This is a genomic window from Planomonospora parontospora (assembly GCA_014647935.1).
Taxonomy (GTDB): domain Bacteria; phylum Actinomycetota; class Actinomycetes; order Streptosporangiales; family Streptosporangiaceae; genus Planomonospora; species Planomonospora parontospora.
The window spans coordinates 84,223-105,619 of the sequence record BMQD01000006.1 but is presented as its reverse complement, the minus strand read 5'-3'; the positions used below and the strand labels follow the sequence as shown (position 1 = coordinate 105,619).

Annotated in this window: 21 protein-coding genes; 9 read left to right on the top strand and 12 right to left on the bottom strand. The window is 73.9% G+C overall.

Annotation, left to right across the window (positions count from 1 at the left end):
- The first annotated feature begins 108 nt into the window (after nucleotides 1-108).
- The 3 genes from IEZ07_RS11520 to IEZ07_RS11510 all read left to right on the top strand — a co-directional run bounded on the left by IEZ07_RS11520 (nucleotide 109) and on the right by IEZ07_RS11510 (nucleotide 1,781).
- Nucleotides 109-897: a MerR family transcriptional regulator gene (locus tag IEZ07_RS11520; RefSeq protein ID WP_191894749.1), complete on the top strand. Its 789-nt coding sequence runs from the start codon at nucleotides 109-111 to the stop codon at nucleotides 895-897.
- 76 nt (nucleotides 898-973) lie between these two features.
- Nucleotides 974-1,342, top strand: coding sequence for a nuclear transport factor 2 family protein (locus IEZ07_RS11515; protein ID WP_191894748.1), 369 nt, complete (start codon nucleotides 974-976; stop codon nucleotides 1,340-1,342).
- Nucleotides 1,343-1,439: 97 nt separating this feature from the next.
- On the top strand, nucleotides 1,440-1,781 hold the full coding sequence (locus IEZ07_RS11510) for a DUF1330 domain-containing protein (protein ID WP_191894747.1): 342 nt from the start codon (nucleotides 1,440-1,442) through the stop codon (nucleotides 1,779-1,781).
- Nucleotides 1,782-1,787: 6 nt separating this feature from the next.
- Here the strand turns inward: IEZ07_RS11510 and IEZ07_RS11505 are convergent, their stop codons facing one another.
- Both IEZ07_RS11505 and IEZ07_RS11500 read right to left on the bottom strand, forming a co-directional pair.
- Nucleotides 1,788-2,129, bottom strand: a complete 342-nt coding sequence (locus tag IEZ07_RS11505; protein WP_204054338.1) for a cupin domain-containing protein — start codon at nucleotides 2,127-2,129, stop codon at nucleotides 1,788-1,790.
- Nucleotides 2,130-2,141: 12 nt separating this feature from the next.
- Complete coding sequence (locus IEZ07_RS11500) at nucleotides 2,142-4,454, bottom strand: helix-turn-helix transcriptional regulator (protein ID WP_191894746.1); 2,313 nt, start codon at nucleotides 4,452-4,454, stop codon at nucleotides 2,142-2,144.
- A gap of 168 nt (nucleotides 4,455-4,622) precedes the next feature.
- On the opposite strand from IEZ07_RS11500, the gene IEZ07_RS11495 reads away from it, so the two are divergent.
- Entirely contained in the window at nucleotides 4,623-5,282 is a 660-nt protein-coding gene (locus tag IEZ07_RS11495) for an HAD family hydrolase (protein ID WP_191894745.1), read from the top strand.
- An 11-nt stretch (nucleotides 5,283-5,293) separates the two neighbouring features.
- Here IEZ07_RS11495 and IEZ07_RS11490 read toward each other — a convergent pair whose 3' ends face one another.
- The 5 genes from IEZ07_RS11490 to IEZ07_RS11470 form a co-directional block, all read right to left on the bottom strand.
- Complete coding sequence (locus tag IEZ07_RS11490; RefSeq protein ID WP_239319828.1) at nucleotides 5,294-5,578, bottom strand: DUF5709 domain-containing protein; 285 nt, start codon at nucleotides 5,576-5,578, stop codon at nucleotides 5,294-5,296.
- A gap of 93 nt (nucleotides 5,579-5,671) precedes the next feature.
- Nucleotides 5,672-7,210: a gamma-glutamyltransferase family protein gene (locus IEZ07_RS11485; protein ID WP_191894743.1), complete on the bottom strand. Its 1,539-nt coding sequence runs from the start codon at nucleotides 7,208-7,210 to the stop codon at nucleotides 5,672-5,674.
- A gap of 20 nt (nucleotides 7,211-7,230) precedes the next feature.
- On the bottom strand, nucleotides 7,231-7,851 hold the full coding sequence (locus IEZ07_RS11480; protein WP_191894742.1) for a pentapeptide repeat-containing protein: 621 nt from the start codon (nucleotides 7,849-7,851) through the stop codon (nucleotides 7,231-7,233).
- 168 nt (nucleotides 7,852-8,019) lie between these two features.
- Entirely contained in the window at nucleotides 8,020-8,415 is a 396-nt protein-coding gene (locus IEZ07_RS11475) for a hypothetical protein (protein ID WP_191894741.1), read from the bottom strand.
- A 110-nt stretch (nucleotides 8,416-8,525) separates the two neighbouring features.
- Nucleotides 8,526-9,671 (bottom strand): acyl-CoA dehydrogenase family protein, encoded by a 1,146-nt coding sequence (locus tag IEZ07_RS11470; protein WP_191894740.1) that lies wholly within the window; start codon nucleotides 9,669-9,671, stop codon nucleotides 8,526-8,528.
- A 271-nt stretch (nucleotides 9,672-9,942) separates the two neighbouring features.
- Between IEZ07_RS11470 and IEZ07_RS11465 the strand changes: the two genes are divergently transcribed.
- Nucleotides 9,943-10,743, top strand: a complete 801-nt coding sequence (locus tag IEZ07_RS11465; protein ID WP_191894739.1) for a tyrosine-protein phosphatase — start codon at nucleotides 9,943-9,945, stop codon at nucleotides 10,741-10,743.
- Between the two features lie 27 nt (nucleotides 10,744-10,770).
- On the opposite strand, the gene IEZ07_RS11460 is transcribed toward IEZ07_RS11465, so the two are convergent.
- Entirely contained in the window at nucleotides 10,771-13,101 is a 2,331-nt protein-coding gene (locus IEZ07_RS11460; RefSeq protein WP_191894738.1) for an ATP-binding cassette domain-containing protein, read from the bottom strand.
- Nucleotides 13,102-13,163: 62 nt separating this feature from the next.
- Between IEZ07_RS11460 and IEZ07_RS11455 the strand changes: the two genes are divergently transcribed.
- Nucleotides 13,164-14,210, top strand: a complete 1,047-nt coding sequence (locus tag IEZ07_RS11455; protein WP_191894737.1) for a helix-turn-helix transcriptional regulator — start codon at nucleotides 13,164-13,166, stop codon at nucleotides 14,208-14,210.
- Between the two features lie 14 nt (nucleotides 14,211-14,224).
- Here IEZ07_RS11455 and IEZ07_RS11450 read toward each other — a convergent pair whose 3' ends face one another.
- Both IEZ07_RS11450 and IEZ07_RS11445 read right to left on the bottom strand, forming a co-directional pair.
- Nucleotides 14,225-15,262, bottom strand: coding sequence for a Gfo/Idh/MocA family oxidoreductase (locus IEZ07_RS11450; protein WP_191894736.1), 1,038 nt, complete (start codon nucleotides 15,260-15,262; stop codon nucleotides 14,225-14,227).
- Complete coding sequence (locus IEZ07_RS11445) at nucleotides 15,255-16,163, bottom strand: proteasome assembly chaperone family protein (RefSeq protein WP_191894735.1); 909 nt, start codon at nucleotides 16,161-16,163, stop codon at nucleotides 15,255-15,257. The genes IEZ07_RS11450 and IEZ07_RS11445 overlap by 8 nt, the downstream gene beginning before the upstream one ends.
- Before the next feature lie 297 nt (nucleotides 16,164-16,460).
- On the opposite strand from IEZ07_RS11445, the gene IEZ07_RS11440 reads away from it, so the two are divergent.
- Complete coding sequence (locus IEZ07_RS11440; RefSeq protein WP_191894734.1) at nucleotides 16,461-17,462, top strand: terpene synthase family protein; 1,002 nt, start codon at nucleotides 16,461-16,463, stop codon at nucleotides 17,460-17,462.
- Between the two features lie 92 nt (nucleotides 17,463-17,554).
- Here the strand turns inward: IEZ07_RS11440 and IEZ07_RS11435 are convergent, their stop codons facing one another.
- Nucleotides 17,555-19,684, bottom strand: coding sequence for an ATP-binding protein (locus IEZ07_RS11435; protein ID WP_191894733.1), 2,130 nt, complete (start codon nucleotides 19,682-19,684; stop codon nucleotides 17,555-17,557).
- A 141-nt stretch (nucleotides 19,685-19,825) separates the two neighbouring features.
- Between IEZ07_RS11435 and IEZ07_RS11430 the strand changes: the two genes are divergently transcribed.
- A complete protein-coding gene (locus IEZ07_RS11430) occupies nucleotides 19,826-19,993 on the top strand; it encodes a hypothetical protein (protein WP_191894732.1) in 168 nt (55 codons plus the stop codon).
- A 39-nt stretch (nucleotides 19,994-20,032) separates the two neighbouring features.
- Here IEZ07_RS11430 and IEZ07_RS11425 read toward each other — a convergent pair whose 3' ends face one another.
- Nucleotides 20,033-20,554 carry a 2'-5' RNA ligase family protein gene (locus IEZ07_RS11425; protein WP_191894731.1) on the bottom strand — a complete coding sequence of 174 codons (522 nt, stop codon included), beginning with the start codon at nucleotides 20,552-20,554 and terminating at the stop codon, nucleotides 20,033-20,035.
- Between the two features lie 122 nt (nucleotides 20,555-20,676).
- Between IEZ07_RS11425 and IEZ07_RS11420 the strand changes: the two genes are divergently transcribed.
- Entirely contained in the window at nucleotides 20,677-21,390 is a 714-nt protein-coding gene (locus IEZ07_RS11420; RefSeq protein ID WP_191894730.1) for a hypothetical protein, read from the top strand.
- The last annotated feature ends 7 nt before the right edge of the window (nucleotides 21,391-21,397 follow it).

The following is a 21,397-nucleotide window of genomic DNA, read 5'->3' as shown; positions in this document are numbered from 1 at the left end:
TCATTCAACTCCTTATGAAGACTTTCTTTCGGATTCCGCGGCTATGCTGAGGATCGGAGCAGATAACCTTAAACTCCCTGGTAACCCTCTCACTGGAAGGACGGCCGCGTGGACCGTACCGGGCCGGGGCTGCGCCCCGTCGACCTGGCGCGGGCGGCGGGCGTCTCCACCCAGCAGATCCGCAACTACGCGGCGGCGGGCGTCCTGCCCCCGGTGCCCCGGACCGCCGCCGGCTACCGCAGGTTCGACATCCGGCACCTGCGGGCCCTGCTCGCCTACCGGGCGCTGGCCAGGGGGCACGGGCCGGACACCGCCCAGTCGATCATGCAGGCCGTGCACGCCGGGGACGTCCCGCTGGCGCTCAGGCTCATCGACGCCGGTCACGCCGCGCTGCACGAGCAGCGCCTCTCCCTCCAGGCGACGGGCGAGGCGCTCGAAACGGTCGCGGAGCAGACACCGGAGACCCCGGGGGCCCCGGAGTCGCCGCGGTCCGGCCTGCGCGTCGGGGAGGTGGCCGCCCGTCTCGGGGTGCGCCCGTCCGCGCTGCGCCTGTGGGAGTCCGCCGGACTGCTGGCCCCCGGACGCGAGCCGGGCACCGGCTACCGCCGCTTCGGCCCGGCCGACGTCCGGGACGCGCGGATGATCGGCATGCTCCGCCGCAGCCGCTACCCCCTGGAGCAGATCCGGTCCGTCCTCGACGGCCTGCGCCGCAACGGCAGCAGCGACGCGCTCCGCGCCGCCGTCGCGCAGCGCCAGGAGGAGCTGACGCGGCGCGCGGCGGCCATGCTCGAGGGCGCCGGCCACCTGCACCGCTACGTCACCGCCGCGGAGCCGGACGGACGGGGGACGGCGCCGATCGGGCGGAGCCCCGGACCCGGGGACGGCGAAAGTACCTAAGCACGTCAGATTCCCCGCCGTTCCCGCTTCCCTAACGTGGTGGTCACCGGAGAGCACGACCACTGAGGAGAAGCACATGAGCGAGACGAACGAGCTGGTCCAGCGCTACCTGGCCGCGTGGAACGAGACCGACGCCGACGCGCGGCGGGCCGTGCTGGCGGAGGTCCTGTCCGAGGACGCGGTGTACACCGACCCGCTCGTCTCCGTCCGGGGCAGGGACGGGCTGGACGCCACCATCGCGGCGGTCCAGGGGCAGTTCGGCGGGCTGGTCTTCAGCCTCGGCGGCGCCGTGGACGCCCACCACGACATCGCGCGGTTCACCTGGCACCTGGGGCCCGAGGGCGCCGAGCCGGTCGCCATCGGCTTCGACGTCGCGGTGATCGGCGACGACGGGCGGATCAGCCAGGTGCTCGGCTTCCTCGACAAGGTGCCGGCCGGGGTCTGAACACCCCGGGGACGGGCCGCCGGTCCGCCCCCGTCGTCCACGGAACATCATCCACACATCATCCACGGAACATCGTCCACGGAACGCAGGAGGAACCATGACCGCCTATGTGATCGCGCATCTCCGTGACCCGGAGGAGCTCCACCCGGAGGTGCTGGAGTACATGGAGGGCATCCAGGCGACGATGGACCCGTTCTCCGGCCGCTTCGTCGTCCACGGGGGAGCGGTGGACGTCCGTGAGGGCCGGTGGCCCGGGAACGTCGTCATGCTGGAGTTCCCGTCGGCGGAGAACGCGCGGGACTGGTACGAGTCGGCCGCCTACCGGGAGATCCTGCCGCTGCGGACGGACCATCTGGAAGGCGATCTGATCATCGTCGAAGGAGTCGGGCCCGGCTACGACCCGGCCACCAAGGCCGCCGAGATCAGGAAGGCACTCTGACGCACATCAGGCGGTGACGTCGTGGTTGAAGCCGAAGACGCGCGCGCCGGTCTCCGTACGGGGCCGGTGGCTCGTCTCCGGGCCGAAGGCGACGTAGGTGCCCGGCCCGTGGACGCGGTCGCCCTCGATGACCTCGCCGCTCACGACGAAGTACGCCTCGCCGCAGGTCTCGTGGACGTCGAGGCCCGGCCATTCGGCACCCGGGGCGAGGTCGATCACCCACGTCCTGATCCCCGGCATGCCCGGAAGCGTCCGCACGCGGACACCGGGACCCGGCTCCACCGGCGGGACTCCGTCGACGTCCACGGAGAGCGTCCGCCCGGGCGGCACCTGCTCCGGAATGATCACCGGGACAGGGTCTCACACCCCCAGCCGATCGGCGACCTCCCTGAGCTCGCTCCGGGAGGCCACGCCGAGCTTGGGGTAGGCCTTGTAGAGGTGGTAGCCGACCGTCCGGTGACTGAGGAAGAGCTGCGCGGCGATGTCGCGGTTGGACAGGCCCTGCGCGGCGAGCCGGGTGATCTGCAGTTCCTGCGGGGTGAGACCGGCGGCCGTGCCTCCGGCGGGCTCGGGGCCCCGGGCCGGGGCGCCGGTCGCGGTGAGCTCGCCGCGGGCGCGCTCGGCCCACGGCCGCATGCCGAGCCGGTCGAAGACCTCCAGGGCGTCGTCCAGCGGCCCGCGCGCCTCGGCCTTCCGCCGGGCCCTGCGCAACCACTCGCCGTAGAGCAGCGCAGTCCTGGCGTACTCCAGCGGACGGCCCTCCCGGTCGTGCAGCTCGAGGGCCGCCGTGTAGCACGCCTCGGCCCGGTCGTCGGCGGCGAGCAGCCCGCGGCAGCGCAGCACGAGCGCGTCGGCCCACGGCTGCCGGACCGACCCGGCCCACCGCTTGAAGCGCGCCAGGGGTTCGGCGGCGCGTTCCGGCGCCCCGACCCGCACGGCCGACTCCACCAGATCGGGGGTGGAACGGGTGGCGCAGATGTGATGGCGCATCGGCTCGCGGGTCAGGCGCTCGAAGCGGGTGAGCGCCGCCTCGGCGCGGCCCAGACCGAGGTCCAGCAGCCCGAGCGACCAGTGCGCCCACGGCGCGCCGGGGGAGGCGGTCCCGGGGGCGGCTCCCGCCAGTGCCTCCTCGGCGTTGCGCCGGCAGGCCTCCTCCTCCCCCCTGGCCGCGTCGAGGTGGGCGAGCACGCTGCCGAACTGGCTGACCCACTGCCGCTGGCCGGTGTCGCGGGCGAGCCCCAGTGCCTCGGTCGCAGTGGCGAGCGCGTCCAGGTGCCGTCCGGTGAAGATCTCGCCCTCGGCCATGAAGAACAGCACCGTGGGCAGCCGTCCGGCGCCGCCCCGGGCGCGGTGCCCGGCGGCGAGTACGGTGGCCAGCTCGTAGGCGTCGGCGTCCTGGCCCAGCGCGAGCGCCGCTCCGCAGAGGATCGTCAGCGCCTGGTCGGGAGCCCGGCCCCGCCGCCGCACCGCCGCGAGGACGTCGCCCAGCGGTGGCGGCCGCTCGCGGCGGCCCCGGTCGAGATGGGCGAGGTAGGGCCCCACCGGCGCGAGGGGGTCCGCGTCGTCCAGGGGCAGCGCGGCCAACCGGTCCAGGGTCGCCGCGAGCTGCCGTTCCCCCAGGTACCAGGAGGTGTGGACGGCCTGTACCAGCAACACGGCGGCCCGGCCCGGGTCGGTGTCGCGGACGAGCTCGGCGCCGTCGAGCAGCGACCGGTGGGCGGTGGAGTAGGAGCCCTGCCAGAAGTCCGCGAGCGCCCGCACATGGGAGATCCGCGCGTTCACCGCCGGGGCCCCGTCCAGCCGCCGGGCCGCGCGGTCCCCGAGGGCCCGGGCACGCCCGAGATCCCCCGCCTCCAGCGCCGCCTCCGCCGCCAGGGCCTCGCGGTGCGCCTTGGCGGCCGGGTCGGCGCTCAGCCGGGCGGCCCGCTCGTACGCCGCCGCGGCCGCCTCGTGGCCGCTGCGCCCGAGGGCGCGGGCGGCGGTGCGTTCCAGCGCGGCGGCGACCGGCAGCTCCAGCAGGGCCAGCGGGTTGCCGCCGGCCTCGGCGAGCAGGCGGTGGCGCACGGCGGGCGCGAGCGGATGCCGGTCGAGCAGGGCCGCGGCCGCCGCCGGGGCCAGCCCGGACAGGCGCAGCTCCGGAAGGCCGGGGGAGGGGAAGGACCCCTCGCCGTCGCGGGCGGCGAAGATCATGGCCACGCCCTCGGCGTGCAGGCGCCGGGCGGCGAACACGAGCGCGTCGCGCGACGCCCGGTCGAGCCACTGCGCGTCGTCGACGAGGCACAGCAGCCCGGTCTCGCCCGCGTGCTCCGCCAGCAGGGAGAGCACCGCCAGCCCCACCAGCATCGGCTCGGCGCCGGCCGCGGGCCCGAGCCCGAACGCCGCCTCCAGCGCCTCGCGCTGCGGGCCGGGCAGCGCGGCGAGGGACCCGAGCGCCGGCCGCACCAGCAGCTGCAGCCCCGAGAACGGCAGCTCCGCCTCGAACTCGATCCCCGTGCCGCGGAGCAGCCGCATGCCCCCGGCCGCCGCGGCGGCGTGGTCGAGCAGCGCCGTCTTGCCGATGCCCGGCTCGCCGCGGAGCACCAGCGACGAGCTGGCGCCCGCCCGGGCTCCCGCCAGCAGCCCGGCGATCGCGGCCTCTTCGGGCTCTCTCCCGTGCAGTCCCCCCGCGGTCATGATCTGATCCTGGCACTCCTCCGCGGGGCCCGCGCCGCCGGCTCCGGCCGGACGGCGCCTGCCCCGCCCGCTCCTCCCGGACCGGCTCTCCCGGCTCACGGGGCAGCCCTTAAGATGCGGTGGGCCCGTCCGAGGGGCCGTCGAGGGGCCATCGAGGGGGAGGACGCCGTGATCCGGACGCTGGTGTTCGACGTCGGGGAGACGTTGATCGACGAGACGCGGATCTGGTCGCGCTGGGCGGACCGGCTCGGCGTCACCCGGTTCACGATGCTCGGCGTGCTGGGCGGCATGGCGGCCCTCGACCGCTCCTTCACCGAGGCCTTCGAACTGCTGCGGCCCGGTTTCGACCTGGAGGCCGAGCAGGAGGCCTGGAAGCGGGAGGACCCCGGCGGGCTCCGGGTGAACTTCGACGCGGCCGATCTCTATCCGGACGTACGGCCCGGCCTGGCCGCACTGCGCGGCCTCGGCTACGGGCTGGTCATCGCGGGGAACCAGCCGCCGCAGGCCTACGACGCGCTGACCGCGATGGACCTGCCGGTGGACGCCGTGCACACCTCCGACGGCTGGGGCGTGTCCAAGCCCGACCCCGCGTTCTTCGCCCGGGTCGTCGAGGTCTGCGGCCGGGAGCCCGGCGAGATCCTCTACGTGGGCGACCGGCTCGACAACGACGTCCTCCCGGCGCGGAAGGCGGGCATGCGCACCGCGCTGATCCGCCGCGGCCCCTGGGGCCACCTGCACGCCGCCCGCGCGGAGGCGGCCGAGGCCGACCACGTCGTCGACGGCTTCGCCGACCTGGTGGCCGCCCTGACCGCGGATCCGCCGCGCTGACCGGGAGCGGTTCAGCGGTACGGCTCGATGTGGATCGCGCGCTCCTCGGCCGACAGGTCGCCGTCGTCGCGGCCGACGTCGATGGCGTAGGCCTGGGAGGTCTCGTGCGGCCCGGTGCCCTGGTCGGGCGCGACCAGCCGGCTCCACTCGCGCGGCGTCCGCGGGTGGTCCGGGGCCTCGCGCCGGAGGCGCTCGCCGAAGTCGTCCCGGTGCCGGGGGTCGTCCTCGACGATCCTGTGGTTGAGGCCCAGGTCGCTGGTGGCCTGCTCGACTTCGAGCGCCTGCTCGTCGCTCATCCCGTAACGGTCCGGGGGTGATTGGCTCATACTGGGGCACTACCCCCTGAAAAGCGGAAGAACCGCAGGTCATCCCCGCGCTCGGCATCCAGGTCAGAGACCGGCGGCGGCCCCGATGACGGAGCGCGGATCGGCCGCCCCCGCCAGCACCCCGGAGGGCAGCACGTCGATCAGGTGCGCGTGCCCGAACGCGGAGCCGTACGGCAGCGCCGCGACCGGGTGGCCGCGCCGCGCCAGGCCCTCGCCCCACGGGCCGCCCTCCTCCACCTCGACCACGACCTCGTCGGGGGCGTTCCAGGTGTCGAAGCCGGTGCCCCCGGTGCCCAGCCGCCAGCGGGGGGCGCCCACGGCCTCGCCGGGCTCCCGGCCGTGCAGGAGCAGGCGGGTCAGGAGCTGGAGCACGATCTGCGGCTGCCCGTCGCCGCCCATGGTGCCGGCGACCGAGCGCAGCGACCCGTCCGGCCGGGTGACCAGCGCCGGGACCAGCGTGTGCGGGGGGCGCCGCCCGGGACCGTACTCGGCGGGATGGTCCGGGACGAGGGAGAAACCGATGCCCCGGTTGTGCAGGTTGATGCCGGTCCGGGGTTCGAAGAGCAGGCTGCCGAAACCGGCGGCGTTGGACTGGATCAGCGAGACGCCCATGCCGTCGCCGTCCACCGCGCACAGGTAGGTGGTGTCGCCGGGCGCGGCCAGGTCGCGCAGCGCGGCCCGCCGGTCCCGGCCGATCAGGGCCCGGCGCTCGGCGGCCGACTCCAGGACCGCGTCCACCCGGGCGCCGTCGAACAGCAGCTCCGGCCGGTCGTGCCCGGCGACCCGCGACGCCTCGACGAGCAGGTGCGCCCAGAGCGGGTCGGCGGGATCGGCGGGCAGGTCGAGGCCCTCGGCGACGGCGAGCGCGAGCAGCAGCAGGTAGCCCTGGGAGTTGGGCGGCATCGTCCACACGTCGTGGCCGAAGACCCGGGTGCGGAGCGGCTCGGTCCACTCCGCACCCGGCCGGGCCAGGTCGTCCTCGGTGTACTCCCCGGCGCCGAGGGCGAGCAGTCCTTCGCCGAACTCGCCGAGGTAGAACCCGTCCCGGCCGCCGGTCAGCGCCTTCAGCGCCCTGGCCACCCCCGGCCGCCGGACGAGGTCGCCGGCCGAGCGGGCGGAGGCGAAGTCCTCGCAGAGCGGGCCGACGGTCGTCAGGCCGGGCACCAGCAGCGGCGAGGCGGGGAAGCCGCCCTCGGCGTACCCGATCGCGGGGGCGAGCACCTCGGTCAGCGGCAGCCGGCCGTACCGGCCGTGCAGGGCCAGCCAGCCGTCCGCGCAGCCGGGCACCGGGGCGGACCGGACGTCGTGGTGGAACGGCATGCGGTCGTGGCCCTCGGCGCGCAGGCGCTCCGGGTCGGCGCCCGACCCGGCCCGCCCGGAGGCGTTGAGCGCCGCGGGGACCGGGGACCCGTCGTGCACGAGCGCGAACAGGTCTCCGCCCAGCCCGCACAGGTGCGGCGCGGTGACCGCCAGCACGGCGTTCGCCGCGACGGCCGCGTCGGCCGCCGACCCGCCCCGCTCCAGCATCGCGACCCCGGCCCGCGACGCCAGGTGATCGACCGTGCAGACCATTCCGGACCGTGCATATCGGGTGTTGCGCATGTCCAGAGCGTACGGCCGGGCTAGTCGGAGCGCACCTCCAGGCCGAGCAGTCCGGCGATCGTGACCGCCTGGCGGATGTCTATCACCGCGTCCTTGAGCTTGACGGTGAGCGGATCGACCGACGACAGGTCGCTCCCGCGCAGGTCGCAGCGGGACAGGTCGGCGCCGTGCAGCCAGGCGCCGGACAGGTCGACCCGCTGGAGCGCGGCGCCCTCGCACCGCGCGCCGGTGAGGTCGGCCTCGCGCATCCGCACGTCGGTGAAGGACGCGCTGCCGAGCGCCGCTCCCGGGAGCCCGGCGAACGACCAGTCGCCGCCGGAGACCTTCAGCAGGTCGAAGGTGCAGTCGCTGAACACGCTGCCCACGAACTTGCACGCCGCGAAGGTGGCGTCGAAGAACGTGCACCGGGTGAAGGTGCAGTTCAGGAAGGCCGTCTCGGTGTGGACCGAGGCGTTGAACCGCACGTCGCGGAACGAGCACTCGGAGAAGACGGCCCCCCGGCTGGTGGCCTCGGTCATGTCCACGTCGATGAAGGCGACCTGTTCGTGGGTCTGGCCCGACAGGTCCTCGCTGTCCCAGTCCGCCGACCGGACGGTGGTGCGGGTCTCGGGCGCGGGCACGCCGTACTTGCGTTCAGCCATGCGGGGATCCAAGCAGACGGGTGCGACAGAAACCGCACGCCGCGGCAGAGGCCTCCCCGGTCGTCCGGACCGGGGCGCCGGGAGCCGGTCCGCGCCTTCGTGCCTGCTTCTCGCCATGCGGGAGGCGGGGCCGGCAGGTGGGAGGCGGGGCCGGCAGGTGGGGCCGGCTCAGCCCAGCATCACGCCGAGGAACAGCGCCGCCAGCGCGGACAGGCCGCTGAGCGCGCCGAAGGCGGCCAGGGCGCCCCGGGTCTTCGCCCGGGCGTGCAGGAAGGCGGCGACCCCGGAGACGACCACGACGGCCACCTTCACCTCCAGGGTGCGGCGGTAGGCGGGGTCGTCCCCGATCCCGTCGAGCAGGTTCCACACGCCGGTGGCGAGCAGGACCGCGTAGGCCGGCCAGGCCACCCGGTCGAACGCGCGGGCGGCGGCCTTGGTCGCCCCCTCGCCGGTCGCGCGCAGCGCCGGGACGAGGAAGGCGAGGGTCAGCTGGCCGCCGACCCAGACGGTGGCGGCCAGCACGTGGAGGAAGACACGCAGGGTGTCCAGCGATACGGAGAGCACGCGGCCACCGTAGTGTCCGCGCCTCCCGGTCCCGCCGCGGGGGCGGGACCGGGGCCGCCGCTCCGGCGGCCGGCCGGGGGCGGTGATGGACGGAGGGGGCCGCCGAGGGCCTAGAGGCCCAGGTCCCGCCCGATGATCTCGCGCATGATCTCGTTGGAGCCGGCCCAGATGCGGGTCACCCGGGCGTCCATCCAGGCGCGGGCGACGCGGTACTCCTTCATGTAGCCGTAGCCGCCGAACAGCTGCACGCAGGCGTCGAGCACCTCGCCCTGCACCTCCGAGGTCCACATCTTGGCCTTGGCGGCGTCGACCGCGCTCAGCTCCCCCTCGGCGTGGGCCTCGACGCACCGGTCCACGAAGGACTGGGAGACCTCGACCTTGGTGACCAGGTCGGCCAGGACGAACTTGTTGTGCTGGAAGGACCCGATGGCCTGGCCGAACGCCTTGCGCTCCTTGACGTAGACCAGGGTCTCGGTGAGCACCGCCGCCGCGTGCGCGAGGTTCGCCACCGCCGAGCCGAGGCGCTCCTGCGGGAGCCGCTCCATCATCGCGATGAAGCCGCGGTCGACCTCGCCGATCACGTTCTCGGCGGGGACGCGCACGTTCTCGAAGAACAGCTCGGCGGTGTCGGCCTCCGGCTGGCCCACCTTGTCGAGCTTGCGGCCCCGGGTGAAGCCCTCCATCCCGGTCTCGACCGCGAACAGGGTGATGCCCTTGGCCTTCTTCTCCGGGCTGGTGCGGGCGGCCACCACGACCAGGTCCGCGCAGTAGCCGTTGGTGATGAAGGTCTTGGACCCGTCGATGACCCAGTCGGAGCCGTCGCGGACCGCGGTGGTGCGCAGCGCGGCCAGGTCGGAGCCGCCGCCCGGCTCGCTCATGCCGATCGCGGTGATCATCTCTCCGGAGCAGAAGCGCGGCAGCCAGCGCTTCTTCTGCTCGTCGGTGGTCAGCTCCACGAGGTACGGCGCGACCACGTCGTAGTGGATGCCGAAGCTGGAGGAGAGGGCCGCGCCGACCCCGGACAGCTCCTCGCCCAGCACGGCGTTGAAGCGGTAGTCCCCGGCAGCGCTCCCGCCGTGCTCCTCCGGGACCTCCAGGCCGAGGAAGCCCTGCCGCCCGGCCTCCAGCCAGACCTCGCGGTCGATCAGCCGGTTCTCGATGAACTCCTCGGCGCGTGGCGTGACCGAGCGGGCGATGAACTCCCGGACCGACGCGCGGAAGGCGTCGTGGTCGGGGCCGTAAACAGTTCGCTTCATGGAATATCAGTATACCGACCGGTAGGTATGTTCCTGAAGCGGGGACCGGCCGCCGGATGTCCGTCCGGTGCGGGCCCCGGCGGATCCCGGGAGGGTGCGCCGACGGTATGAGCGGTGTGAGCGGTACAGGCTCTATAGGCGGTACGGGCGGTACGGGCGGTACGGGCGGTACGGGCGGGGCGCGAAGGGCTCGCACCGGTACGCGATGTTCGCGGTCGTCCGCCCTCGGCGTTCACCGGATGGCCATATGCCCATGTATAGACTCGCCTCGATGAACGACTTCACGCGATGGATCGATCTTGAAGGTGCCGTCAACGTGCGCGACCTCGGCGGGCTCGCCACCGTGGACGGCGGGACCACGCGCTTCGGCCGGATCTACCGCTCGGACAACCTGCAGGGACTGACCGGGCGCGACGTCGAGCGGCTCGTCGCCGAGCTGAAGCTCCGCCACGTCGTCGATCTGCGCTCCGGCCCGGAGGTGTTCATGGAGGGGCCGGGCCCGCTCACCCGCGTCCCGGAGGTGAGCATCCACCACCACACCCTGTTCGCCGAGGGCGGCAGGCACACCGACGCCGAGGCCGACACCGTCGACGTCGACCGGGTGCTGCCCTGGCAGGAGCGGGTGGAGGAGGAGAAGCTGGCCGAGCTCAGGGTGACCGGTTTCTACTACGGCTACCTGCGCGAGCGCCCCGACTCGGTGCTGGCGGCCCTGCGCGCCATGGCCCGCGACGACGGCGCCGCGATCGTCCACTGCGCGGCCGGCAAGGACCGCACGGGCGTCGTCTGCGCCCTCGCGCTGGAGGTCGCCGGCGCCACCCGCGAGGCCATCGTCGCCGACTACACCGCCACCGGCGACCGCATCGAGGCCATCATGGGCCGCCTGCGCGCCAGCAGCACCTACCGCGACGACCTCGACTCCCGCCCGGTCGACGACCACCGGCCCCGGGAGCAGTACATCGAGCAGTTCCTCGGCGTGCTGGACGACCGCTTCGGCGGCCCCGTGGAGTGGCTCGCCTCCGAGGGCTGGACCGACGAGGACACCCGCGCCCTGCGGTCCCGCCTGCGCGACTAGGGACGCCTCCCGGGCGGTGGGAGAGCCCTACCGGCGGCCGGCGGGCCGCACCGGGGTCCGCCGGGATCCCGGTGCCGCCGCGGGCGGCGGCACCGGGCCGGTCCCGAACTCCCCGCGCCGGTGGGCCGCGAGGGCCCGCGCCGTGGGGGTGGCCGCGTCCGGGGAGTAACCGGCGACGGGGCCCTCGTAGAGGACGGTCCCGCCGTGCCTCCCGGGCCCCGGCCCCAGGTCGATCAGCCAGTCGGCGTGGCGGACGACGTCCAGGTCGTGCTCGATGACCACGACGGTGTGGCCCCGCTCGACGAGCGTGTCCAGCACGCGGAGCAGGGTGCCGACGTCGCCGGGATGCAGGCCGGTCGTGGGTTCGTCGAGCAGGTAGACGGTGGGCCGTTCGGTGTCGCGCAGCTCCTTGGCGATCTTGACGCGCTGGCACTCCCCGCCCGAGAGCGTGTTGAGCGACTGGCCCAGCCGGAGGTAGCTGAGCCCGACCTCCGACAGGTGGCGGAGGGCCGCGGCGATGGCCTCGTCCGGCAGCCGGTCCATGGCCTGGTCGACGGAGAGGTCGTCGACGTCGGCGATGGACAGGCCGCCGACGGTGTGGGCGAGCACCTCGGGGACGAAGCGCCGCCCCCGGCAGGCCTCGCAGACGACCTCCTGGCCGTCCATGAAGGCCAGGTCGGTGTAGACGGTCCCGAGGCCTCGGCACCCGGGACAGGCCCCTTCCGAGTTCGCGCTGAACAGCGCGGCGGGGACGCCGTTGTGCCGGGCGAACAGCCTGCGGATCGCCGGCGCGATGCCGGTGTAGGTGACGGGGGTGGACCGGCGGCTGGTGCTGACCGGCCTCTGGTCGACGACGGTGACGTCGTGCTGGTCGGCCAGCTCGGCGGCGAGGCTGGACTTCCCGGAGCCCGCGACGCCGGTGAGGACGGTCATCACGCCGGCCGGGACGTCGACGGTGACGCGCCGCAGGTTGTTGCGGGTCGCCTCGGCGATCCTGATCACGCCCTCGGCCGTACGGGGGACCCGTTCGGCGGACCGGCGCCGGGAGAGCGCGCGGCCGGTGTGCGTGCCGGCGCGCCGGAGCTCTGCGAAGGTGCCCTGGAAGACGAGCCGGCCCCCGTCGGCTCCGGCCCCGGGACCGATCTCGACGACCTGGTCGGCGACCGCCATCACGGCGGGGTCGTGCTCGACGACCAGGACGCTGTTCCCCCCGTCCCGCAGCCGCCCGAGCAGCCTCGTCACGGATTCCACGTCGGTGGGATGGAGCCCGGCCGTGGGCTCGTCGAATACGTAGATCATCTCGGTGAGGCCGGAGCCGAGATGCTTCACGATCTTGACGCGCTGGGACTCGCCGCCCGACAGCGTCGTGGTCGCACGGTCCAGGGTGAGGTAGCCCAGCCCGATGGCGTTCATGGCGTCGAGCCTGGCGGTGAGGGCGGCCACGACGGGGGCGACGGACGGCGCGCCGACGCCCCGGACGAACCCGGCGAGCTCGGCGACCTCCAGGCGGGCCAGCTCGCCGATCGTGCGCCCCAGCACGGTGACGGTGCGGGACCGCTCGTTGAGCCGTTCTCCGCCGCACTCCGGGCAGACCTCGGACCGGGTGAACCTGCGGATCGTCTCCTGCTTGCGCTCGGACACGTTGTCCGAGGTGTTCAGGTAGATCCGTTCGAACCGCTCGACGACCCCCTCGTAGTCCTTGGGCGGCCTGCGTCCCAGCCTCGCCGCCGCCTCGCCGCCGTGCAGCAGGGCGTCCCGCTCCTCCCGGCTCCAGTCCCGCAGCGGCGTGTCCGGGCTGAAGGAGCCGATGTCGGCGTACCGCGAGTACCAGTAGCCGCCGTCGCCGAAGCCCGGGAGGAGGATCGCGCCCTGCCGCAGCGACCTGTCCAGGTCGAGGAAGCGGTCGACGGCGGGGGCGACGACCTCGCCGAGCCCCGAGCACGCCGGGCACATCCCGGCGGGGTCGTTGAACGAGAAGCGGTTCGACTCGCCCACGTGGGGATCACCGATCCGCGAGTACAGCAGCCGCAGGTAGGTCCAGGCGTCGGTGATCGTGCCGACCGTGGAGCGCGCGTTGCCGCCGATGCGCCGCTGGTCGATGACCACCACCGGGGAGAGCCCGTCGATGTGCTCCACCTCGGGACGCCTCCACTTCGGGAGCCGGTTCCTCGTGAACGGGGGAAAGGTGTCGTTGAGCTGGTAACCGGCCTCCGCCGCGATCGTGTCGAAGACCAGCGACGACTTCCCCGACCCCGACAGGCCGGCGAAGACGACGAGGCGGTGGCGTGGGATCTCCGCGTCCAGACAGCGGAGGTTGTTCGTACGGGCGCCCCTGATGGAGATGCTGTGCTTCACCATGCCTGTGACGGTAGGACCGGATGCGGCCGGATCCTGACCGCGATTCCGCCCATGATGGATGCATGGCCGACGTGACCGAACGCATGCTGGTACTGCTGTCGACCCTGCAGACGGGGGGCCCGTTCAGCGGAGAGGAGCTGGCCTCCCGGCTGGGCGTGAGCCCGCGGACCGTCCGCCGCGACGTCGAGCGCCTGCGGGGGTACGGCTACCCCGTCGTGACGCAACCGGGGCCCGGCGGCCACTACCGGCTCGTGGCGGGCCGCACGATGCCCCCGCTCGTCCTCGACGACGACGAGGCGGTCGCGGCGCTGCTCGGTCTCGCCACCCTCGCCGCCCTGCGCTCCGACGAGGACGGGACCCTGGACGACGCGGCCACCCGCGCCTACGGAAAACTCGACCAGTTCCTCCCGGCGCGGCTGCGCCCGCGTGCGGCCGCGCTGCGCGCCGGTCTGGAGATCGGCGCGCAGCGCGCGCCCAGCGTGAACGCGGAGGTCCTGAGCGGCCTCGCCGAGGCGATCACCGGCCGGGAGGTCGTGGCGTTCGACTACACGGACAGACGCGGGAGGCCGAGCCGGCGGCGGGCGGAGCCGCACCGGCTGGTCCACCTCCACCTGCGCTGGTACCTGCTGGGCTGGGACCTGGGGAGGAGCGACTGGCGGGTGTTCCGCCTCGACCGCGTCGCCGGCCTCGTCCGCACCGGAGCCCGGCACCCCTCCCGCGAGCTGCCGGCCGGCACGGCCCTGTCGTATCTCCGCGGGGGACTGAACGCGGACCGCCACCGGGTCCGGTTCACCGTGCGGGCGGAGCCGTACGAGGTCGCCGACGTGCTGAGGTACCAGGACGCCCGGATCGAGCGCGTCGGCGACCGGGAGACCCGGGTCACACTCTGGCTCGACTCCTGGGAGTGGCTCGTCCAGTGCCTCGTCCTCCTGGGCGCCGACTTCACCGTCGTCGAGCCTCCGGACTTCCGGGACGCCTGCGCCGCCTTCGCCCGCCGCCTGCTCGCCGCAGCCGGTGGGGGACCGGGGGAGCACCCGGCGGGTGAGGGCCCGCAGGAGGGCTCAGCGGGTGAGGAACCGCGGGGACACCCGGCGGGAGAGGAGCCGTGAGGGCACCCGGGCGGTCAGAGCGCGACTGCCACGCCCTCGGCGGCGGAGCGGCGGGCCGCCTCCAGCACGGTGAGGGCGGCCACGACCTCCTCCGGGTCGACCGGCGGCGGGGTGCCCTCGCGCAGGGCGGACACCACGGACCGGTAGAAGCCGAGGTAGTCGCCCGGCTCGGTGCGGATCCGCCGGCCGGCCTCGTCGGTGCCCAGCACGCCCCAGCGCTCCTCGGGGTCGTCGCCGAAGCCGGGGGAGCCGGGCGCCAGGCCCGCGCGCAGCCGGTCCTCCTGGACGTCGAGGCCGTGCTTGACGTAGCCGGCCCGCGAGCCCAGCACCCGGAAGCGGGGGCCGAGCCGCGGGGCCACGGCGCTGGCCCACAGGTGGGAGCGGGCGCCGTTCGCGTGGGTGAGGGCGACGAAGGTGTCGTCGTCGGAGGCGACCCCGGAGCGCCGGACGTCGGCCTCGGCGTAGACGGACGTCACCGGGCCGAGCAGGCGCAGCGCCTGGTCGACCAGGTGGCTGCCCAGGTCGTACAGGAGGCCGCCGACCTCCTCGGCGCCGCCGAGCTCGCGCCAGCCGCCCTTCGGGACGGGACGCCAGCGCTCGAACCGGGACTCCAGCCGGTGCACCGTGCCGAACTCGCCGGCGGCGGCCAGTCGCTCGATCGTCAGGAAGTCGCCGTCCCAGCGCCGGTTCTGGAACACCGTCAACATCCGGCCCCGCTCCCGTGCCAGGCCGATCAGGTCGCGGGCCTGGCGGGCGGTGGCCGACAGCGGCTTGTCCACGACCACCGGCAGCCCGGCCTTGAGGGCGGCCTCGGTCAGCGGGACGTGGGTGCGGTTGGGGGAGGCCACCACGACCAGGTCGACCGAGTCCCACAGCTCGGCGGCGTCGGGGACGACGCGCGCGCCGTACCGGGAGGACGCCTCGGCGGCGCGCTCGGGGTTCCCCGTCACCACCGCGGACAGCCGCAGGCCGGGCGTGGCCGCGATCAGCGGGGCGTGGAAGAACGCGCCCGCCACGCCGTACCCGATGAGGCCGACGCGCAGGTCAGTCATTGCGGCGTTCCTCGCGTTCGGCGAGGAAGGCCTCGAACTGGGCGGCGAGCTCGTCCCCGGTGGGCATCTCGGCCGGTTCGGCGATGAGGTTCTCCCGCGCGGCGCCGGCCGCGAACGCGTCGTACTGCTGCTCCAGCCCGGCGATCGCGGTGGACAGCTCCTCCGAGGCCTCGATCTGCTCGGCGATCTCGGAGGTGGTCTGCTCGGCGGAGGCGCGCAGGCCCTCCAGGGGGAACACCAGGCCGGTGCCCCTGGTGACCTCCTCCAGGGCGGTCAGCGCCGCCGTGGGGTATTCGGCCTGGGCCAGGTAGTGGGGGACGTGCACGGCGTAACCGAGGGCGTCGTGGCCCGCCTCGCCGAGCCGGAACTCGATCAGGGCCGCCACGCTGCCGGGGACCTGGACCTTGCCGAAGGCGCTGGTCCGGCCGGTGATGAGCTCGGGGCGGCTGGCGTGTGCGGTGACGCCCAGGGGGCGGGTGTGCGGGACGGCCATCGGGATGCCGTGCGCGGTCACCAGCCTGCCGACGCCCAGCCGGGTGGCGAGCTCGCCGAGGGCGGCGGCGAACAGCTCCCATTCGCGGTCCGGCTCGGGGCCGGTGAGCAGCAGGAACGGGGCCCCGGTCGAGTCGTGGGCGAGGCGCAGGGCGATCTCGGGGACCTCGACTCCCGTCCACCGGTCGGTGTCGAACGTCATGATCGGCCGCCGGGAGCGGTAGTCGAGCAGCCGGTCCACGTCGAAGGTCGCGATGACCCGATGCTCCAGCTCGGCCAGCAGGTGACCCAGGGCGAGCCGGCCGGCCCCGCCCGCGTCCACGAACCCGTCGAAGTGGTAGAGGAGCACCGGATCGGTCAGCTCAGGGACGTCCTCACTGAGCCGGTAGAGATCCGTCGGGTCGAACACCGTTTCCAGCCTTTCGTCGATCGTCTCTTGAGGAGAACCCGCGGGGTGCCCGGCGCATTCCGCGGTCGCCGCGAATCCCGGCGACCCCGGTGACCCCGGTGACCCCGGCGATCCCTGGCACCCTACCGGGGGCGGCCGCCGCGGTGCGGAACGCGGCCCGGAGGCCGGTGACGCTCGGTGCCGGGGAGCGGACAAGAGGACTATCTGCAATGGTCCGGACATTAAGGTCTAACCCTTAATACCCCATCATTCAGCGACGTATAGGAAAACTTGCACCGGTCGGCCATGCTGGGGAAGGTGGGAACCACATCTGCGCACCGATCCGACCAGAGATCCCTCCGGGTCCCGCCGCTGCCGTGCCCCTTCCCCAGTGAGGTCAACCCCTGCGTCGAAGAGGTGGACGAGGAGAGCCACGCCTGGCTCGCGGCCTCCCGCATGCTGGAGGGGGAGGGCGTGCTGGAGCACTTCCGGCGGTCCCGGATCGGCTGGCTGGCCGCCCGGACCAACCCGCTGGTGCCGCGCGACAGCCTCCGCCTGATCAACGACTGGTACAACTGGCTGTTCGCCTTCGACGACGCCTTCTGCGAGTCGGAGACGGTGGGCCACCGGGCGGCCGCGCTCGTGCGGGCGCTCCCCCCGCTCCTGGAGATCCTGGACGAGCGGCGCGAACCCGGGGCCGGTGACCCCTTCGGCGCGGGCCTGCTGGAGCTGCAGCGCAGGATCGCGGAGGTCGGCACCCCCGCGCAGCTGGAACGCTGGCGGACCACCGTCCGCGAGTACCTGTTCGCCCAGGTGTGGGAGGCGGGCAACCGCGAGGCGGACCTGATCCCCACCCCCGAGGACTACGTCCTGATGCGCCGCATCACCGGAGCGACTTACACCTGCTTCGCGCTGATCGACGTCGCCGGAGGGTATCGGCTCGAATCCGAGGAATGGTCCCATCCGGATGTGCGTACGCTCAGTGACCTCGCGTGCGATCTCATCGGCTGGGACAACGACCTGCTCTCCTACGCCAAGGAGCGCGGGCGGGACGCGGCCCGGCACAACCTGGTCACCGTACTGCGCTTCCACCGGACGGGATCGCTCCAGAAGGCGCTGGACGAGGTGGCGTCGATGCACGGCGCCGCCGTGGAGGGCTTCGTGGAGACCCGCTCGGCGGTGGAGCGGTGGGCGTCGCAGCCCGTGCTCAGGTACGTGCGGGGGCTGGAGCACTGGGTGCGCGGGCACATCGACTTCTCCCTCGGCAGCGCCCGCTACGTGCACGCCTGGCCGGAGGGGACGAGCTGGCCGTCGGGCTGAACCGTGTCGCGCGCCCGCCCGTGCGTCCCGCGTCCGCCGGCCTGCCGAGTGACCCCGGCCGGGGCCCGGGTCACAGGGCCGGCGGGCCCGGGTCACACGGCCGGCGCCGGATCGGCGTCCTCACCGCACTCGCCGATCGCGAGCTCGATCAGCTCCTCGAGGTTGAGCCGCTTGCCCGCCGCGAACGCCGCCTCGTGGGCCTCGTCCCCGAGCAGCTTCCGGCACTCCTTGATGCACCGGTCGTGCTCGGCGTTGAAGAAGGGCGAGTTCATCTGGGGCATGCCGAAGGAGCGCCAGTTCTGCTGGCCCGCGCCGAGCAGCCGGGACGCCAGGTCGGCCTGGCCCTGGTCGAGGACCAGCCGGGCGACGACCTCGATCACCAGGCCGATGCCGAGCACGTCGTGGAAGTAGCGCTTGAGGCGGAGCGACTCGCGGGCGTTCTGCAGCGCCTCGGCGGAGCGGCCCATCGCCTGCTGGGCCATCGCCATGGCGTACATCGCGTAGGAGCGCAGCCAGAGCTCACCGCGCTGGGTGCACACCGCGACGCAGTCCTGCAGGAGGACCTCGGCCTCGGCCGGTTCGTTCTGCATCGTCAGCACCAGCGACAGCTCGACGATCGAGGGGAGCAGGCCGGGGTTGAGCTCCCGCCCCGTCTTGTGGAACTCGATCGCCACCCCGAGCAGGGCGCTGGCCTTCTGCAGGTCGTTCTGGAGCACGGCCGCGGTGCCGAGCATCTTGGTCGCCAGGATGACCGCGCCCGAGTCGCCGACCCGGACCGCGTCGGAGCTGCACCGCTCGGCGGCCTCGACGGCGCCGTCGGTGTTGCCCTGGCCGCTGTGCACGTAGGAGAGCACCCACAGGGCCTTGCAGCGCACCGAGCTCGGCTGCGAGACCAGGGACAGCGCCTTCTCCAGGTAGAGCCTGCCCTCGCGGGCCAGCCCGCAGGCCACCCACATGAACCAGAGCGACGACAGCAGCCGCAGACCCGCCTCCGCCTCGCCCGGCGTGCGCAGGCAGTAGTCGAGCGCCACGCGGATGTTGTCGTGCTCGTGCCGCATCCGGACGAACCAGTAGACCTGCCGGGCCCCCGACCACGCCTCCTCACCGCGCATGGCGAGCTGCAGGTAGTAGTCGCGGTGCCGCTCCTGGATCCGCTGCTTCTCGCCCAGCTTGTCCAGCCACTCCTCGCCGTAGCTGCGCAGGGTGTCGATCAGCCGGTAGCGGTGCCCGGAGGGGGTGCCCTCGCTCAGCAGGATGGACTTCTCCACGAGGCTGGAGACGAGATCGGTGACGTCCTCGGCGGGCAGGCCCTCCCCGGCGCAGACGTAGCGGGCGGCCTCCAGCTCGAAGTCCCCGGCGAAGACCGAGAGCCGCGCCCAGAGCAGCCGCTCGGCGGGCTCGCACAGCTCGTGGCTCCACCCGATCGCGGCGCGCAGCGTCTGGTGCCGGGGCAGCGCCGTACGGCTGGCGCCGGCCAGCAGGCTGAACCGGTCGGTCAGCAGCGCGAGGATCTGCTCGACCGACAGGGCCCGCAGGCGGACCGCGGCCAGCTCGATCGCCAGGGGGATGCCGTCCAGGCGGCGGCAGAGCTCGGAGACCGGCTCGATGTTGCGCTCGTCGAGCTCGAAGGAGGGCACGACCGCGCTCGCCCGCGCGGAGAACAGCTGGACGGACTCGTTGGTGAAGGCGTTCTCCCCCGGGACGTCACCGGGGACGGCCAGCGGCGGGACGGAGAGGGTGTACTCGCCCTGCGCGTTCAGCGACTGGCGGCTGGTGGCCAGGATCCGCAGCCGCGGCGAGGTCTTCAGCAGGTCCTCGAAGAGCCGGGCGCAGGCGTCGACGAGGTGCTCGCAGGTGTCGATGATCAGCAGGATCTCGCGGTCGCCCACCCAGTCGGAGAGGGTCTCCTCCGCCGAGCGCGCCGACTGGTCGGCGATGCCCAGCGCCGAGGTGATCGTGTGCCGGACCATCCCCGCGTCCTGCAGCCGGGCCAGGTCGGCGAACCACACGCCGTCGGAGAACTGGTTGCGCACCATGTGCGCGATGCGCAGCGCGGTGCGGGACTTGCCGACGCCGCCGATGCCGGTCAGGGTGACCAGCCGCGTCTCGGGCTCCTGGAGCCGCTGCCTGAGGTTGGCCAGCAACCGGGTGCGCCCGACGAAGTTGGTGAGCTCGTTCGGGAGATTGCCGTCTCGCCGCCATCCAGCTGTTGGCGTTGCCATGGCCGCCTCACGGGGGGTAGCTGACACCTGCCCTGGCATCGTACCGCCTGGGTCGTTGGCTGTCCTTTGCGCGGAAATCATGGTGGAAGGCTTTGCGGACGGAGAAATCACCCGCCGCGGCGGGCTGGATAGCATGGGCCCGTGACAGAGCATCATCCAGACGATCTGCGCCCGGTCGACCTCTCGGAGGACGGCCCGGCCATCCTGCCCGACCAGACCTCCGACGACACCGATCTCGGGTGGGGCGAGTGGCGTGAGTCCGGCGGCAACGACGACCGGCTGCTGGAGGACCGACCGCCCCACTGGTGAGCGCGTCTCCCCCGGAAGGGGCGGCGGTGACGGACCCGGTCAGCCCCGCCCCGCCAGGGGGACGGTCGTGCGGAGCGCGCCGTCGTAGCTGCGCGCGCCGGAGAACGCCCCGGCGGCCTCGGCCAGTCCGTCGAGCACCGTGACCGCCCGCGCCCGGGCCGCGGCGTCCAGGTTGCGGGCGAGCGTCACGTGCGGGAGCCACCGCCCGGGCGCGTGCAGCGGGTTGCCGCCGCAGGAGCCGCCCAGCACCCGCCACACCCCCGCGTGCACGGCCAGCAGCCGGGCCTCCGGCACCACGCCCCAGGCCAGCACCCGCGCCCGCCCGGCGAACAGCAGCAGCGGCCCCAGCCTGACCGGCACCGGCAGGCCGCCGAAGGCCTCGGCGAACGCCGCCGGCGCGTCGGGCGGCAGCCGTTCGCAGACCGCCAGCGTCAGGTGGGGGCGGTTGGTCGGGTGCGGGTGCCGCGCCTGGCTGGGCAGTCCCTCGGCCGCCAGCCGGTCCCAGGCCGCGCGCACCGCCGAGTCGAGCACGTCGTCGCAGGTCAGCTCGATGGTGTGCATCCGGCAACGGTAACGGGCGCACCGTGCCCGGCGGCGGATCCCCGCTCCGCGGGTGCGAACCTTTCGCGCGGAGCGACCGTCTCACCGTGCATGGGACCGGAGCACGGAAGCGGGGAGTCACCATGACGGGTACGGGGCGGACGGCGAATCGCATGGCGGCGGTGGCGGCCGGGGCGCTCGCCGCAGTCGTCCTGGCGGGCGGCGGCACCGCCGGGGCGGTCGCCGGGACGGCCACCGGGACGGCCACTGTGGAGAAGCATGCGGGAGCGGGAGAGACCGGCTGGAAGCTGCCGAGGAACTTCCTGCTCCACGAGGCCCGGGCCCGCAAGCCGGTGGCGTACCCGGAGGAGGAGAAGTGGACGGTCAGCGACCGGCACGAACGCCTCAGCCTCACGCCCTGCGGCGTGGGCCGCTCCGAGGACCGGGGCCGGGTGAGCACCCGGACGGTCACCTACACGGCGCCGGAGCTCTACCGGGCCGAGCAGGTCGTGATCTACCGCTCCGAGCGGGCCGCGCGTGCGGCCATGACCGACCTGCGGAGGCGGGCCGGCAGATGCGAGGCCGACGAGGGCGACCAGGTGGTCGCCAGGGGCCGGACGGAGAAGATCAGGGCGGGGGACCAGGCCGTCCGGGTGATCGTCCAGAACTACGACCGCGAGGGCGGAGGTTCCGCCATCGGCGGCCAGCGGGGCGTCGTCGTGCGCAAGGGCCGCGCCCTGGTGAGCTACATGTACGCCGGGGAGTACGGCGAGGTGCGCGCCTCGGACTTCCGCCGGCAGCTGAGGGACGCCCGGAAGATGGCGGTGAAGGTCTGCTCGCTGCCCGGCGTCTGCTGACCGGCCG

What these genes read in the sequence shown, in the direction of transcription:
- IEZ07_RS11515 (WP_191894748.1), top strand. Translation starts at nt 974, where the DNA reads ATGAGCGAGACGAACGAGCTGGTCCAGCGCTACCTGGCCGCGTGGAAC.
- IEZ07_RS11510 (WP_191894747.1), top strand. Translation starts at nt 1,440, where the DNA reads ATGACCGCCTATGTGATCGCGCATCTCCGTGACCCGGAGGAGCTCCAC.
- IEZ07_RS11460 (WP_191894738.1), bottom strand. Translation starts at nt 13,101, where the DNA reads ATGGTGAAGCACAGCATCTCCATCAGGGGCGCCCGTACGAACAACCTC.
- IEZ07_RS11450 (WP_191894736.1), bottom strand. Translation starts at nt 15,262, where the DNA reads ATGACTGACCTGCGCGTCGGCCTCATCGGGTACGGCGTGGCGGGCGCG.
- IEZ07_RS11420 (WP_191894730.1), top strand. Translation starts at nt 20,677, where the DNA reads ATGACGGGTACGGGGCGGACGGCGAATCGCATGGCGGCGGTGGCGGCC.
- IEZ07_RS11500 (WP_191894746.1), bottom strand. Translation starts at nt 4,454, where the DNA reads ATGACCGCGGGGGGACTGCACGGGAGAGAGCCCGAAGAGGCCGCGATC.
- IEZ07_RS11490 (WP_239319828.1), bottom strand. Translation starts at nt 5,578, where the DNA reads ATGAGCGACGAGCAGGCGCTCGAAGTCGAGCAGGCCACCAGCGACCTG.
- IEZ07_RS11485 (WP_191894743.1), bottom strand. Translation starts at nt 7,210, where the DNA reads ATGCGCAACACCCGATATGCACGGTCCGGAATGGTCTGCACGGTCGAT.
- IEZ07_RS11465 (WP_191894739.1), top strand. Translation starts at nt 9,943, where the DNA reads ATGAACGACTTCACGCGATGGATCGATCTTGAAGGTGCCGTCAACGTG.
- IEZ07_RS11435 (WP_191894733.1), bottom strand. Translation starts at nt 19,684, where the DNA reads ATGGCAACGCCAACAGCTGGATGGCGGCGAGACGGCAATCTCCCGAAC.
- IEZ07_RS11425 (WP_191894731.1), bottom strand. Translation starts at nt 20,554, where the DNA reads ATGCACACCATCGAGCTGACCTGCGACGACGTGCTCGACTCGGCGGTG.
- IEZ07_RS11480 (WP_191894742.1), bottom strand. Translation starts at nt 7,851, where the DNA reads ATGGCTGAACGCAAGTACGGCGTGCCCGCGCCCGAGACCCGCACCACC.
- IEZ07_RS11470 (WP_191894740.1), bottom strand. Translation starts at nt 9,671, where the DNA reads ATGAAGCGAACTGTTTACGGCCCCGACCACGACGCCTTCCGCGCGTCG.
- IEZ07_RS11455 (WP_191894737.1), top strand. Translation starts at nt 13,164, where the DNA reads ATGGCCGACGTGACCGAACGCATGCTGGTACTGCTGTCGACCCTGCAG.